This window comes from Streptomyces desertarenae (assembly GCF_042681365.1).
In the GTDB taxonomy this organism is placed as follows: domain Bacteria; phylum Actinomycetota; class Actinomycetes; order Streptomycetales; family Streptomycetaceae; genus Streptomyces; species Streptomyces desertarenae.
Window position 1 is genome coordinate 295,006 of the sequence record NZ_JBHUFU010000002.1, and the last position, 14,305, is coordinate 309,310.

General features: G+C 73.6%; 12 protein-coding genes. 6 read left to right on the forward strand and 6 right to left on the reverse strand.

The window, feature by feature from the left end; genetic code table 11:
- Nucleotides 1-40 precede the first annotated feature (40 nt).
- Together ACFSJS_RS05520 and ACFSJS_RS05525 are read left to right on the forward strand one after the other, a co-directional pair.
- A complete protein-coding gene (locus ACFSJS_RS05520) occupies nucleotides 41-1,051 on the forward strand; it encodes an NUDIX hydrolase (RefSeq protein ID WP_380897329.1) in 1,011 nt (336 codons plus the stop codon).
- On the forward strand, nucleotides 1,048-1,878 hold the full coding sequence (locus tag ACFSJS_RS05525) for an MBL fold metallo-hydrolase (protein WP_380897331.1): 831 nt from the start codon (nucleotides 1,048-1,050) through the stop codon (nucleotides 1,876-1,878). The genes ACFSJS_RS05520 and ACFSJS_RS05525 overlap by 4 nt, the downstream gene beginning before the upstream one ends.
- Before the next feature lie 115 nt (nucleotides 1,879-1,993).
- Here the strand turns inward: ACFSJS_RS05525 and ACFSJS_RS05530 are convergent, their stop codons facing one another.
- Nucleotides 1,994-2,668, reverse strand: a complete 675-nt coding sequence (locus ACFSJS_RS05530) for a Crp/Fnr family transcriptional regulator (RefSeq protein WP_380897333.1) — start codon at nucleotides 2,666-2,668, stop codon at nucleotides 1,994-1,996.
- 331 nt (nucleotides 2,669-2,999) lie between these two features.
- Here ACFSJS_RS05530 and nth point away from each other — a divergent pair, with 331 nt between their 5' ends.
- From nth to ACFSJS_RS05545, 3 genes are read left to right on the forward strand one after another with little or no spacing between them, the layout of a single operon-like run.
- On the forward strand, nucleotides 3,000-3,911 hold the full coding sequence (nth, locus tag ACFSJS_RS05535; protein ID WP_380897335.1) for an endonuclease III: 912 nt from the start codon (nucleotides 3,000-3,002) through the stop codon (nucleotides 3,909-3,911).
- 14 nt (nucleotides 3,912-3,925) lie between these two features.
- Nucleotides 3,926-4,675 (forward strand): NUDIX hydrolase, encoded by a 750-nt coding sequence (locus ACFSJS_RS05540; RefSeq protein WP_380897337.1) that lies wholly within the window; start codon nucleotides 3,926-3,928, stop codon nucleotides 4,673-4,675.
- 13 nt (nucleotides 4,676-4,688) lie between these two features.
- Nucleotides 4,689-5,888 carry a MarP family serine protease gene (locus ACFSJS_RS05545; protein WP_380897339.1) on the forward strand — a complete coding sequence of 400 codons (1,200 nt, stop codon included), beginning with the start codon at nucleotides 4,689-4,691 and terminating at the stop codon, nucleotides 5,886-5,888.
- Nucleotides 5,889-6,128: 240 nt separating this feature from the next.
- Here ACFSJS_RS05545 and ACFSJS_RS05550 read toward each other — a convergent pair whose 3' ends face one another.
- From ACFSJS_RS05550 to ACFSJS_RS05570, 5 genes are all read right to left on the reverse strand, one after another.
- Entirely contained in the window at nucleotides 6,129-6,323 is a 195-nt protein-coding gene (locus ACFSJS_RS05550; protein WP_380897341.1) for a hypothetical protein, read from the reverse strand.
- A 149-nt stretch (nucleotides 6,324-6,472) separates the two neighbouring features.
- Entirely contained in the window at nucleotides 6,473-7,429 is a 957-nt protein-coding gene (locus ACFSJS_RS05555; protein WP_380897343.1) for an alpha/beta fold hydrolase, read from the reverse strand.
- On the reverse strand, nucleotides 7,426-7,887 hold the full coding sequence (locus ACFSJS_RS05560) for a phage holin family protein (protein WP_380897346.1): 462 nt from the start codon (nucleotides 7,885-7,887) through the stop codon (nucleotides 7,426-7,428). Before ACFSJS_RS05560 ends, ACFSJS_RS05555 begins: the two co-directional genes overlap by 4 nt.
- A 219-nt stretch (nucleotides 7,888-8,106) precedes the next feature.
- A complete protein-coding gene (gene acs / locus ACFSJS_RS05565) occupies nucleotides 8,107-10,071 on the reverse strand; it encodes an acetate--CoA ligase (protein ID WP_380897348.1) in 1,965 nt (654 codons plus the stop codon).
- Between the two features lie 212 nt (nucleotides 10,072-10,283).
- Complete coding sequence (locus ACFSJS_RS05570) at nucleotides 10,284-12,800, reverse strand: SulP family inorganic anion transporter (RefSeq protein ID WP_380897349.1); 2,517 nt, start codon at nucleotides 12,798-12,800, stop codon at nucleotides 10,284-10,286.
- A 251-nt stretch (nucleotides 12,801-13,051) separates the two neighbouring features.
- Between ACFSJS_RS05570 and ACFSJS_RS05575 the strand changes: the two genes are divergently transcribed.
- Nucleotides 13,052-14,293, forward strand: coding sequence for a polysaccharide deacetylase family protein (locus ACFSJS_RS05575; protein WP_380897351.1), 1,242 nt, complete (start codon nucleotides 13,052-13,054; stop codon nucleotides 14,291-14,293).
- Nucleotides 14,294-14,305 lie beyond the last annotated feature (12 nt).

The following is a 14,305-nucleotide window of genomic DNA, read 5'->3' on the forward strand; positions in this document are numbered from 1 at the left end:
CGCACTCGAACATCGCAGCCCGCGGCCGTACGATCCGGCCATGCCGTCAACGCCGACGCCCCCGCCCCAGCCCGCCGCTCCGCCGCCGTCCCGGCCGTCCCCGGCGCCGTCGACCGCCGGCCGGAACGGGCAGTGGTACCCGCCCGAGTGGCCCGAGCGCATCCGCGCCCTGGCCGAAGGGCGGCTCACACCCGTGGCGCCGCGCCGGGCGGCCACCGTGATGCTGCTGCGCGACACCGGCGCGGGCCCGGTCGTCCACATGCTGCGCCGCCGCGCCTCCATGGCCTTCGCCGCCGGCGCGTACGCCTATCCGGGCGGCGGGGTCGACCCGCGCGACGAGAGCGACCGGCACGCCGTGGCGTGGGCGGGCCCCCCGCGCGAGGAGTGGGCACGACGGCTGGGGGTGGACGAGGCGGGCGCGCAGGCCGTGGTGTGCGCCGCGGTGCGCGAGACCTTCGAGGAGGCGGGCGTCCTGCTGGCCGGACCGGATCCGGAGACGGTCGTCGCCGACACCACCGGCGAGGACTGGGAGGCCGATCGGGCGGCCCTGGTCGCCCGCGAGCTGTCCTTCGCCGACTTCCTCGGCCGCCGCGGCCTGGTGCTCCGCAGCGACCTGCTGGGCGCCTGGGCGCGCTGGATCACCCCCGAGTTCGAGGCGCGCCGCTACGACACCTGGTTCTTCGTCGCCGCCCTCCCCGAGGGGCAGCGCACCCGCGACGTCTCCGGCGAGGCGGACCGCACGGTGTGGACGCGGCCCGCCGACGCGGCCGCCGCCTACGACCGGGGCGAACTGACGATGATGCCCCCGACCATCGCCACCCTGCGGCAGCTCGCCTCCCACCCCGACGCGGCCGCCGCGCTGGCCGCCGCCGGGGAGCGCGACCTGACACCGGTGCTGGCCCGCGCGCGGCTGGAGGACGACGGCGCCGGCGGGCAGCGGGTGGTGTTGAGCTGGCCGGGTCACGAGGAGTTCACCAAGCACGTGCCCGCGGGGGAGGCGGCGGCCGGGGGACGGCCGGCCGCGGAGGGCCGGAAGGGCGAGCGGGCATGACCGACGCGGCGGCACTTCCCGGGCAGCCGCGCGGCGGCGCGATCGACGGCACCGGCACCCCGCGGGCGCTGTGCGTGCTGGCCCCGAATGCCTCCCCGATGACGCTGGACGGCACCAACACCTGGATCGTCGCCGAGCCGGACTCGTCCCTGGCGGTCGTGGTCGACCCCGGCCCCCTGGACGAGGGGCACCTGCGCCACGTCGTCGAGACGGTCGAGCGGACGGGGCGGCGGGTGGCGCTGACACTGCTGACGCACGGCCACCCCGACCACGCCGAGGGCGCCGCGCGCTTCGCGGAGCTGACGGGCACGTCCGTGCGCGCGCTGGACCCGGCCCTGCGGCTGGGGGACGAGGGGCTGGCGGCCGGGGACGTGGTCACCACCGGCGGACTGGAGCTGCGGGTGGTGCCCACCCCGGGGCACACCGCGGACTCGCTCAGCTTCCACCTGCCCGCCGACGCCGCGGTGCTCACCGGCGACACCGTCCTCGGGCGCGGCACGACGGTGGTGGCGCACCCCGACGGGCGGCTGGGCGAGTACCTGGACTCGCTGCGGAGGCTGCGCTCCCTGACCGTGGACGACGGCGTGCACACGGTGCTGCCGGGGCACGGGCCGGTGCTGGACGACGCCCAGGGCGCGATCGAGTACTACCTGGCGCACCGCGCCAAGCGGCTCGCGCAGGTGGAGACGGCCGTCGAGAACGGCCACCGCACGGCGCCGGAGGTCGTGGCGCACGTCTACGCGGACGTGGACCGCTCGCTGTGGCCGGCGGCCGAGCTGTCGGTGCGCGCGCAGCTGGAGTACCTGGAGGAGCGCGGCCTGGTGTGAGGCCGCCGTGCCGTCCGGCCGCCCGGAGCCGGGCCGGGACCGGAGCCGGACCGGAGTGCCGGCGCGCCCCGGCCCGCCCCGGAGGCCTGGCGGGGCGCTCCGGGACGCCCGCGGTTCAGCGCGAGCGCTTCGCCAGCCGCTCCACGTCCAGCAGGATCACCGCACGGGCCTCCAGCCGCAGCCAGCCGCGGCTGGCGAAGTCCGCCAGGGCCTTGTTGACCGTCTCGCGGGAGGCGCCCACGAGCTGGGCCAGCTCCTCCTGGGTGAGGTCGTGCACCACGTGGATGCCCTCCTCCGACTGCACGCCGAAGCGGCGCGACAGGTCCAGCAGCGCCTTGGCGACGCGGCCGGGGACGTCGGAGAAGACCAGGTCGGACATCGAGTCGTTGGTGCGGCGCAGCCGGCGGGCGACGGCGCGCAGCAGCGCGGTGGCGACCTCGGGGCGGGCGTTGAGCCAGGGCTGGAGGTCGCCGTGGCCCAGGCCGAGCAGCTTGACCTCGGTCAGCGCCGTGGCCGTGGCGGTACGGGGGCCCGGGTCGAACAGGGACAGCTCGCCGATCAGCTCGCCGGGGCCGAGGACGGCCAGCATGTTCTCGCGGCCGTCGGGGGAGGTGCGGTGGAGCTTGACCTTGCCCTCGATGACGACGTAGAGCCGGTCACCGGGGTCGCCCTCGTGGAACAGGGCCTCGCCCCGGGCGAGCGTCGCCTCCGCCATGGAGGCACGCAGCTCGGCAGCCTGCTCGTCGTCAAGCGCCGCGAAGAGCGGGGCGCGCCGCAGAACGTCGTCCACGAGTTCTCTCCTTGTCCACCTGCCCACGGGTCTGTCGCCCCATGATGCCGGACGGTAAAACAGTGCGATCAATCACAAGTTTGACGCACCCGGGCCCCGGCGCGTGCGCCAGGGGGCCGATTGGGCCCCGAATCGGTGGTGGGCGGGGCGGATGCCGGTCCGCCCCCGTACGCTGGCCGGGTGGTCAACACGCCGGTGAGGCCGGACGGAAGGGGACGTACGGGTGTCGGTTTCCCGCAGCTCATCCCGTGATTCCGCTGAAGGCGAACGAGAGTCCGCCGAACGGGTGGCGGAGGGGGGACCCGGGGCGGAGGCGGGCTCCGAGGCGCCGGTGACGGCGCCGGCCGGCGGACGGTCCGGGCGGTCCGGGCGGTCCGAGGGGCGGGCCCGCGCCCGGAGCGCGGCCCGGGCCGACACCCCGGCAGGAGCGGGAGCAGGTCCCGCTCGGGGAGCGGGGTCGGGGAGGAAGAAGCCGGAGACGCGGCTGGGCATGGTCCGCCGGGCGCGGCGCATCAACCGCGAGCTGGCGGAGGTGTACTACTACGCGCATCCGGAACTGGACTTCGAGAACCCCTTCCAGCTGCTGGTCGCCACCGTCCTGTCGGCCCAGACCACCGACCTGCGGGTCAACCAGACCACCCCCGCCCTCTTCGCCGCCTACCCCACCCCCGAGGACCTGGCCGCGGCCGATCCCGAGCGGCTGGAGCAGCTGATCCGGCCCACCGGCTTCTTCCGCAACAAGGCCAGGTCGCTGCTCGGGCTCTCCGCGGCGCTGCGCGACCGTTTCGGCGGCGAGGTTCCGGACAACCTGGAGGACATGGTCTCCCTGCCCGGCGTCGGCCGCAAAACGGCCCACGTGGTCCTCGGCAACGCGTTCGGCAGGCCGGGGCTGACCGTGGACACCCACTTCGGCCGGCTGGTGCGCCGCTGGAAGCTCACCGGGCAGACCGACCCGGAGAAGGTCGAGGCCGAGATCGCCGAGATCATCCCCAAGAGCGAGTGGACGATGTTCTCGCACCGGGTGATCTTCCACGGGCGCCGCATCTGCCACTCCCGCAGGCCCGCCTGCGGCGCCTGCCCGATCGCGCACCTGTGCCCCTCGTACGGGGAGGGCGAGACGGACCCGGAGAAGGCGAGGAAGCTGCTGAAGTACGAGATGGGGGGCGCGCCCGGCCAGCGGCTCAAGCCGCCGGCGGACTACCCCGGGCCGCCCGCGCCCCCGCTGGGCGCGGAGCGGGACTGAGGCGTGGGGCGCGCATGAGGGACGCATCGAAGACCCCCGCGGGGCCCGCTGCCCGGCCGGCCACCGTCACCGTCACCGACCGCGGGCTGCCGCGCTGGCTGCGCCCGGTGGCCGACGCCGCCGCGACGATGCGGCCGCAGCAGCTCAGCCGCTTCCTGCCGCCGCAGGAGGGCGGACGGGAATCGGCCGTCCTGGTCCTCTTCGGGGGGCCGGGAGAGCACGGGAGCGCCGGAGGCCCCTCCGGCACCGGGGACGGCGGCCCCGAGCTGCTGCTGATGGAACGCGCCTCCAGTCTGCGCTCGCACGCCGGCCAGCCGTCCTTCCCCGGCGGTGCCCTCGACCCGGAGGACGGCGACCCCGGGGGCGACGGCCCGCTGCGGGCCGCCCTGCGGGAGGCCGAGGAGGAGACGGGCCTCGACCCGTCCGGGGTGCAGCTCTTCGGCCGCCTGCCGCGCGTCTACATCCCGGTGAGCGGATTCGTCGTCACGCCCGTGCTGGGGTGGTGGAGGGAGCCGAGCCCGGTCGCGCCGGTGGACCCGGCCGAGACGGCCCGGGTCTTCACCGTGCCCGTGGCGGACCTCGTCGATCCGGCGAACCGGGCGACCGTGGTGCACCCCAGCGGGTTCCGCGGTCCGTGCTTCCTCGTCGGGAACACGCTGGTCTGGGGCTTCACCGCCGGAATCATCGACCGCGTCCTGCACTTCGCCGGGTGGGAGCGGCCGTGGGACACGGACCGGCGCGTACCCCTGGACTGGAGCGCATGAGACGGTGGGCGACGTGAACGTGCTGGACATACTGCTCCTGCTCGCCGCCGTGTGGTTCGCGGTCATCGGTTACCGCCAGGGCTTCGTGGTGGGCGTGTTGTCGGTGGCCGGGTTCCTCGGCGGTGGGCTCGTCGCGGTCCACCTGCTCCCGGTCGTCTGGAACGAGGTCACCGACGGAACGCCGCCCGGCACGGTCGGCGCGGTCGCGGCGGTGGTCGTGGTGATCGTGTGCGCCTCGGTCGGCCAGGCGTTCACCACCCACCTGGGCAACCGGCTGCGCCGCCACATCACCTGGTCCCCGGCGCGAGCCCTGGACGCCACCGGCGGCGCGCTGGTGAACGTCGTGGCCATGCTGCTGGTCGCCTGGCTGATCGGTTCCGCCCTGGCCGGCACGACCCTGCCCACCCTCGCCCGGGAGGTGCGCGGTTCCACGGTGCTCCAGGGCGTCTCCCGGGCGCTGCCGGAGGACGCCGACACCTGGTTCACGGACTTCACCTCGGTGCTCGCGCGCAACGGGTTCCCGCAGGTCTTCTCGCCGTTCGCCAACGAGCCGATCACCTCCGTCGAACCGCCGGACCCGGCGCTGGCGGGCAGCCCGGCCGTGGACCGCGCCAAGCGGTCCATCGTCAAGGTGGTGGGCACGGCGCCCGATTGCGGCAAGGTGCTGGAGGGCACCGGCTTCGTCTTCGCCGACGGGCGCGTGATGACCAACGCGCACGTGGTCGGCGGGGTCGACGAGCCGACGGTGCAGATCGGCGGCGAGGGCAGGCTGTACGACGCCACGGTCGTCCTCTACGACTGGGAGCGCGACATCGCCGTGCTCGACGTCCCGTCACTCGACGCGCCCGCCCTGGAGTTCGTGGAGGACGACGCGGAGACCGGGGACGACGCGATCGTGGCCGGCTTCCCGGAGAACGGCGCGTTCGACGTCCGCTCCGCGCGCGTACGCGGCCGCATCCAGGCCACCGGCCCGGACATCTACCACCGCGGCACCGTCCGCCGGGACGTCTACTCCCTGCACGCCCTGGTCAGGCAGGGGAACTCCGGGGGGCCGCTGCTCACGCCGGACGGCAGGGTGTACGGCGTCATCTTCGCCAAGTCCCTGGAGGACGAGAACACCGGATACGCGCTCACGGGTGACGAGGTGCGCCAGGACGTCCTGCAGGGGCGCGCCGCCCGGGGGGCGGTGGACAGCCAGACCTGCGCGATGTGACGCCGGTGTGGTGCCCGCATCCCGCATCCCGCATCCCGCGGTCTGTGGACCGCGGTCCGGGTCTGCTCCGGCGGCTCGGTGGGAGCCGGGCCGGACGGCGGTCCGGGCGGATCGCCGGCCGGGGGACCGGTGGTGGGGTGTGCGGCGCGGTGCCGTGCGGCACCGCGCGGTGCCGCGTCGTACGGCGGTGTGTCGCGTGGTGCGGAACGGATCGCGCCGTGGTGCGGAGGTGCGGCCGCGTCAGCCGCGGGTATGCCTCAACCGTGCGCCGACCCAGCGGGCCCGGCGGCGCAGGATGTGGGGAATGCCGAGTTGGGGATCGCGGAGATCATGGGAAACCCGATGCTCCCGCGGGGCGCGCGGGGGCGAGCCCTGCGCGCTGTTCTGTTCCCGGATGTCGCGTGACACGTCACGGTAGTCGTGCGTCCAGCCCATACTCCGGACTCTGCCCCCGGCCCAAGGTCGGTAATCGCCCAATGGTCCGTCAATTGGCCTATGCGGGCGTCACGTGCGCATATCTTCGGTCCGGGCCGGGGGCCGGGGCGGAACCCGCCGCGGTCCGGCGGGGCCCGCCGCAGTGGTTCCTAGCGGTCCGGTTCGGGGTCCTTGAGCCAGTCGACGAGCTCCTTGGTGAAGGCCCCCGGATCCTCCTCGTGCGGGAAGTGGCCGAGCCCGTCGAAGAGGCGCCAGCGGTAGGGCGCCTCCACGTACTCGCCCGAGCCCGCCGCGCTGCGGGTGCGCATCACCGGGTCGAGGGAGCCGTGCAGGTGGAGGGTGGGGACGCGGACCGGGCGCTTCATGCGGCGGTTGAACTGGAACCCGTCCAGGCGCGCCAGCGAACGCACCAGCCAGCGGTACGGCTCGATCGAGCAGTGGGCGGTGGAGGGGATGCACATCGCCCGCCGGTAGACCCCGATCGCCTCGTCGTCCGGCGGCCGCCGGGGCCCGGACCACTCGCGCACCAGGCGGCCGACCAGTTCGCCGTCGTCCGCCGCCAGCCGCCGCTCGGGGATCCAGGGGCGCTGGAACCCCCAGACGTAGGAGCCGGCCGCGGTCTGCCGCAGGTCGCCCAGCATCGCCGCGCGCCAGCGGCGCGGGTGCGGCATCGAGGCGACGGCCAGACGCCGGATCAGCTTGGGCCGCATCACCGCGGCCGTCCACGCCAGGTAGCCGCCCAGGTCGTGGCCGACCAGCGCCGCGTCCGGCTCCCCCAGGGAGCGGATCACGCCGGTGACGTCGAGGGCGAGGTTGGCCGGGTCGTAGCCGCGGGGGGTGCGGTCGCTGCCGCCGACGCCCCGCAGGTCCATCGCGACCGCGCGGAAGCCGGCCTCGGCGAGGGCGGGGAGCTGGTGGCGCCAGGTCCACCAGAACTGCGGGAAGCCGTGCAGGAGCAGCACCAGCGGGCCGTCCCCCATCTCGGCGATGTGGAAGCGCGCGCCGTTGGCGGCGACGTCCCGGTGGGTCCAGGGGCCGTCCATCCGGACGACCGAGGAGGAGGAGCCGGGAGGAGTCGCGCCCGTCGTGCCTGTCATGCCCGTCATGTGGAAGAGCTTGACATGGCTTCCACTGCGGTGGGCTCCGCCCGCCCGACGGGGGCGGTCCTCGGGTGCGGCTTGACGCCGGAGAGCACGGCCGCCGACCGCTTGGCCGAGGAGATCGAGCGGCGCGGCGGCTCGATCTTGGAGAGCTTGGCCTTGGCCAGCAGCAGGAGCACCAGTGCGATCAGCAGGTAGACGGCTCCCACGATGGTGAACGACCAGGCGAGCCCGATCCCCAGGTTGTGGATGCCGTAGGCGGCGGCGAAGCTGAGCACCGGCAGGGAGAAGAGCGCCAGCGCACCCGCCGCGATGGCGGCGCCGCTGCCGATGGCACCGCGTTTGACGTCCTGCCGCAGCTCGGCCTTGGCCAGCGCGATCTCCTCGTGGACCAGTGCGGACAGCTCGGTGGTGGCCGCGGCGACCAACTGGCCGATGCTGCGGCCGTCGTCGGCTGGACTCATCGCTTGCTTCCTCTCGTCGTCGGCTACCGGTGAGTCTGCATCATGCCGGACCGCGGTCCCCGGCGTCGCACGCGACCGCGGCGAGCCGCCCGCGCGCCGGTTCCGCACGGATACGCGGCAGGGGCGTTCCGGCCACCGTCGGTGCGGTGGCCGGAACGCCCCTGCGTACCGCGCGGCCCGCGTACCGTCCGGGCGCGGACGGAGCGGGCCGGCACCGGATCAGTCCTCGCTGGAGGAGGCCCCCGGCAGCTTGGTCTGGATCAGCTCCATCACCGTGGAGTCGGTGAGGGTGGTGACGTCTCCCAGGGCGCGGTTCTCGGCGACGTCGCGCAGCAGGCGCCGCATGATCTTGCCGGAGCGGGTCTTGGGCAGCTCGTCGACCGGCAGGATGCGCTTGGGCTTGGCGATCGGGCCGAGGTGCTTGGCGACGTGGGCGCGCAGCTCGTCGGCCAGGCCCTCCTCCTCGGCGGCGTTGCCGCGCAGGATGACGAAGGCGCAGATGGCCTGCGTGGTCTGCGGGTCGGCGGCGCCCACGACCGCCGCCTCGGCGACCTTGGGGTGCGAGACGAGCGCGGACTCGACCTCGGTGGTGGAGATGTTGTGGCCGGAGACCAGCATCACGTCGTCCACCCGGCCCAGCAGCCAGATGTCGCCGTCGTCGTCCTTCTTGGCGCCGTCGCCCGCGAAGTAGCGGTTCTCGAAGCGCGACCAGTAGGTGTCCAGGTAGCGCTGGTCGTCACCCCAGATCGTCCGCAGCATCGACGGCCACGGCTCGGTCAGGACGAGGTAGCCGCCGGAGCCGTTGGGGACCTCGTTGGCGTCGTCGTCCACGACGGTGGCGGAGATGCCGGGCAGCGGCACCTGGGCCGAACCGGGCTTGGTCTCGGTGACACCCGGCAGCGGGCTGATCATGATGGCGCCGGTCTCGGTCTGCCACCAGGTGTCCACGACCGGGGTGCGGTCGCCGCCGATGGTGTGGCGGTACCAGACCCACGCCTCGGGGTTGATCGGCTCGCCGACCGAGCCCAGCACGCGCAGCGAGGACAGGTCGAACTTCGCCGGGATGTCGTCGCCCCACTTCATGCAGGTGCGGATGGCGGTCGGGGCGGTGTAGAGGATCGTGACCTTGTACTTCTCGACGATCTCCCACCAGCGGCCCCTGTGCGGGGTGTCGGGGGTGCCCTCGTACACGACCTGGGTGACGCCGTTGGCCAGCGGGCCGTAGACGATGTACGAGTGCCCGGTGACCCAGCCGACGTCGGCCGTGCACCAGTAGACGTCCGTCTCCGGCTTGAGGTCGAAGACGGCGTGGTGGGTGTAGGACGCCTGGGTGAGGTAGCCGCCGGAGGTGTGCAGGATGCCCTTGGGCTTACCGGTGGTGCCGGAGGTGTAGAGGATGAACAGCGGGTGCTCGGCCTCGAACGCCTCCGGGGTGTGCTGCTCGGGCTGGCGCTCCACCAGCTCGTGCCACCACACGTCGCGGCCCTCCGTCCAGGCCGTCTCCTCGCCGGTGCGGCGCACGACCAGGACGCTGCGGACGTTCTCGGTGCCGGGCCGGGAGAGGGCCTCGTCCACGGCGGGCTTGAGGGCGCTGGGCTTGCCGCGCCGGTAGCCGCCGTCGGAGGTGATGACGACCCGCGCGTCGGCGTCCTGGATGCGGGTGGCCAGCGCGTCGGCGGAGAAGCCGCCGAAGACCAGCGAGTGCGGGGCGCCGATGCGGGCGCAGGCCAGCATCGCCACGACCGTCTCGGGGATCATCGGCATGTAGATGGCGACCCGGTCGCCGGTTTGCACGCCCAGCTCGACGAGGGCGTTGGCGGCCTTGGAGACCTCCCGCTGGAGCTCGGCGTAGGTGATCGCGCGGGTGTCGCCGGGCTCGCCCTCGAAGTGGATGGCGACCCGGTCGCCGAGGCCGGCCTCGACGTGGCGGTCGACGCAGTTGTAGGCGACGTTGAGCCGGCCGTCCTTGAACCACTTGGCGAAGGGCGGGTTGGACCAGTCCAGCGTCTCGGTCGGCTCGGTCTCCCACGTCAGCCGGCGGGCCTGCTCGGCCCAGAAGCCCAGCCGGTCCGCTTTCGCCTTCTCGTACGCCTCCGCGGTGACGTTGGCGTTCGCCGCCAGTTCGGCGGGAGGCGCGAACCTCCGTTCCTCCTTGAGCAGGTTGGCCAGGCTCTCGTTGCTCACGACATCTCCCTTTCCCAGGGTGTCTGCTGTGTCCCGCGACATAGCAGACCAGCCCGAATGGCCTCTGACAAGACTTGTCTGCCAAGTGGTGTAGACCTTTTGCGCCCAGGGGTAGGCGCACGCCGCCGAGCGGCCGACGAGCGGTCGAAAGGTCGTCCACCCGCGCCTTTCCAGACCGCCGCCGGCCACTCCTGCCGGGGACGCCCGGTCGCTCAGACGGCCATCGCGTCGGGGCTCACGGGGGTGAAGACCGGTCCCCGGCCGCCGTCTGCCTCACCCGGGTGGTCCAGGACGTATGCCTGGGCCTCGCCGACGTGGAAGTACATCCCGTGCAGCTCCAGTGACCCCTCGGCCAGGCGCCGGGCCACGCACGGGTGGGACCGCAGGTGCTCCAGCTGCTGCACCACGTTCGCCAGGCAGAGCGCCTCCAGGGCGTCGGTCCCCTCCGCCTCCCGCTCGCGCCCGGCGATGCGCGGGCCCGGACCGGGCGACGCGGCCAGTCGCTCCAGGCTGGGGCGGCCGTGGAGGAGCCACCGGCTCAGGGAGGTGTCCCGGGAGCCGGCGCCGGCTCCCGCGTCCGGACCGGCGCCGCCCTGTGTGGCACCGGCTCCGGCGTCCTGCAAGGCCTGCATCGCCCCGCAGCCCGAGTGCCCGCAGACGGTGATCGACCCCACGCGCAGCACCTCCACGGCGTACTCGATCGCTGCGGCCACCGAGTCGTCGCTCGCCTCCGCACCGGGCGGGGGCACCAGGTTGCCGACGTTGCGGACGGTGAAGAGGTCGCCCGGTCCGCTGGAAGTGATCATGCTGGTCACCAGGCGGGAGTCGGCGCAGGTGAGGAAGAGCTGGGAGGGGCTCTGCCCCTCCCGGGCCAGCCGGGCCAGCTCCTCGCGGACCAGCGGGGCGGTGGTGCGCTGGAAGTTGCTCAGCCCGCCCAGGAGCTGTCCCCTGGCGGGACTGCTGCCCGGAGCGCCGGAGAGGGGAGGGCCCGCCGGGCGGCCGGAGCGGGGCCGGGTGCACTGGTGGTTGCGCCAGGGCGTCCACGGGGAGCAGCCGTGGACGGCCGGGGGTTCCTGCACGCAGGGCGCGGAGCGGCCGGTGATCTCCACGGTGCCGCCGTGCGCGGTGTGCGCGAGCTCCCAGTCGCGCAGCGTCTCGTACGCGGCATGGTCCGTGAAGGAACCGCCCAGCTCCACCACGGCCCGGCTCCCCTCGGGCACCTGGCCCAGCGCGCGGCTCAGCCGCGGTACCGCCAGGAAGGTAAGCGGGCCGCGCACCCGCACGCGGAGGGCGTCACCGCCCTCGTCCCGCTCGCAGGTGATCCGGGTGCGGGTCAGCCGGTGCAGGGCGACCGCCACCGCGACCGCGATGCCCATCCCCACGCCCTCCAGCACCCCGAAGAGCACCACGCCCGCGGCCGTCGCGGCGTACACCAGCACCTCGCGGTGCCTGGTGATGCTGCGGATGTGGACGATCTTGACCATCTGCACGCCGACCACCATCACCAGGGCGGCCAGGGTCGCCAGCGGGATCAGCTCCAGCAGGCCGATCAGCAGCCCGGAGGCGAGCACCACCCACACCCCGTGGAGGACGGTGGAGTTGCGGCTGACCGCTCCGGCCTGGATGTTGGCCGCCGTGCGCACCGCGACGCCGGTGACGGGCAGCCCTCCCAGGGCGCCGGAGACCATGTTGGCCAGGCCCTGGCCGCGCAGCTCCCTGTCCAGGTCGGGGCGGGGGATCCGCACGCCCGACAGGTGTTCGGGAAGGGTGCGGGCGACGGCCAGCTTGTCGGAGGCCACGGCGGACAGCAGTGATTCCACGCTGGCCACCAGGGTGACGGTGAGGACGGCGGCGAGCAGTCCCAGCACCGGCCCCTCGGGCAGCGAGGGCAGGGCGTGGCTGTGCCAGGAGGGCAGGTCGACGCGGGGCAGCCGCAGCCCGGCGAGTGCCGCCACCGCGGTGGACAGGGCCACCGCGGCCAGCGCGGCGGGGAACACCCGGCGGGTCAGCTCGCCGGCCCGGCCGCGCAGCCGGGGCCACAGCAGGACGACCGCCACCGTGACGGCGCCGACCGCCAGCGAGGCCGGACGGGGGTCGGTCAGCTGGCCGGGCAGGGCCAGGACGTTGGACACGGCGGAGCTCTCGGGGCTGCCGCCGAGGACGATGTGCAGCTGGGCGAGGGCGATCGTCACGCCGATGCCGCCGACCATGCCGTGCACGATCGCGGGGCTGACCACCAGCGCGGAACGCGCCGCGCGCAGCGTGGAGAGGCCGATCTGGGCGAGTCCGGCCAGGACGGTGATGGCGCAGGTGGTGCGCCATCCGTAGCGCTGGATCAGCTCGGCGACGACCACCGTCAGACCGGCGGCCGGACCGGTGACCTGGAGGGGCGCGCCGCCGAACCGCCCGGCGACGATGCCGCCGACCGCGGCGGCCACCAGTCCGGCCTGGAGGGGCGCCCCGGTGGCGAGCGCGATGCCCAGGGAGAGCGGCAGGGCGATGAGGAAGACGCAGACGGAGGCCGCCAGGTCGGCCGAGGCCATCGCCCCGGCGGGGCCGCCGTTGGACTTCGGGGGGCCGGACGGGGAGTCCCCCCGCCGGAGGCGCAGGGAGCGGCGCAGACGGCCGCCCGTCCGGAGGAAGCGGGAGGTACGGGTCGAGGGGGCGGACCGGCTGTCGTTGCCGGCGGGGTCGGCGTCAGGTGAACGGGCAGGGGCGCAGGCGGACATCTTCCGTCTCCGTCGCAGAGTTCCATCACGGTCCGTACTCACTCGGCTACGCCAAGTTTTGGTAAACGAATCGTAATGTCGCTTAAAGGATCAAGGAAGGGTTGCAGGGCAATTGGGCCCACTGTTCACACCTGGGGGTGAATAAGGCACGGGAACCGCCCGCTTCGCTTGCACCTCTCACCGTGCGTGTGAGGTTGGTCGCAGGCCGAACATGTCGGCCAAAAGTGAACGAACTGGGCGAGGTGGAGAACATGGACGCTGCAGGGAGGCTGACCAGAGGAGTCGCGGGAGCGGTCGCACTGGTCGCGGTGGCCGTCGGGTGCTCGGGCTCCCCGGACGGTGCGCGGACCGGCGCCGAGCAGGCGAACAAGGACGCCAGGCAGGGCAAGCAGGCCGGCAGGGTCCAGCTCATAGGCGACGGCTCGACCGCCTACATAGGCGCCCAGCCGAACCAGCCGGAGTTCCGGCGCCTCGAACCCGGGCAGAAGCCCCCGCAGTTCGTCGTCTTCTCCTGGGACGGCGCGGGCGAGGACAGCAAGAGGCTCTTCTCCCACTTCCGCGGGGTGAGCCAGAAGTACGACGCCTTCATGACGTTCTTCCTCAGCGGCGTCTACGTCCTCCCGGAGGACGAGGCGCACCGCTACGAACCGCCGGGCCGCCGTCGCGGCGCCTCCGACATCGGTTACCTCAAGGACGAGAACATACGCGCGACGCTGGAGCAGCTCCGCGGTGCCTGGCTGGAAGGACACGAGATAGGCACCCACTTCAACGGCCACTTCTGCGGCCCGGGCGGCGTCGGCAGCTGGACGCCCGAACAGTGGAAGAGCGAGATCCGGCAGGCCAAGTGGTTCGTGAAGAACTGGAAGACCACGACCGGCTGGAAGGGCGAGGAACCCCTGCCCTTCGACTACGACCGCGAACTGGTCGGGGGCCGGACCCCCTGCCTGGAGGGCCGCGAGAACCTCCTCGTCGCCGCCAGGGAGATGGGATTCCGCTACGACTCCTCGGGCAACGGAACCCAGGTCTGGCCCGACAAGGAGGGCGGTCTGTGGAACCTGCCGCTCCAGCAGGTCCCGATGCCCGGGCGTTCCTTCGAGACGCTCTCGATGGACTACAACTTCCTGGCCAACCAGTCCGGCACGGTCAACGGCGACCCGTCACAGCGCGAGGCGTGGGGGCGGCAGATGCGCGACGGCCTGCTGGCGGGCTTCGACCGGGCCTACCACGGCAACCGGGCACCCATGATCATCGGCAACCACTTCGAGGACTGGAACGGCGGCGTCTACATGAAGGCCGTCGAGGACGTCGTCAAGAAGGTCTGCCCCGTGAAGGACGTGCACTGCGTCTCCTTCCGGCAGCTCGTCGACTGGCTCGACGCCCAGGACCCGGAGGTTCTGGAGAAGCTGCGCACCCTCGGGGTCGGCGAGGCCCCGAAGGGCGGCTGGGAGAAGTTCCCGGCCACGGGCGGGAAGGGAGCGGCATCGGCCGCGTGACGGCGGTGGCGG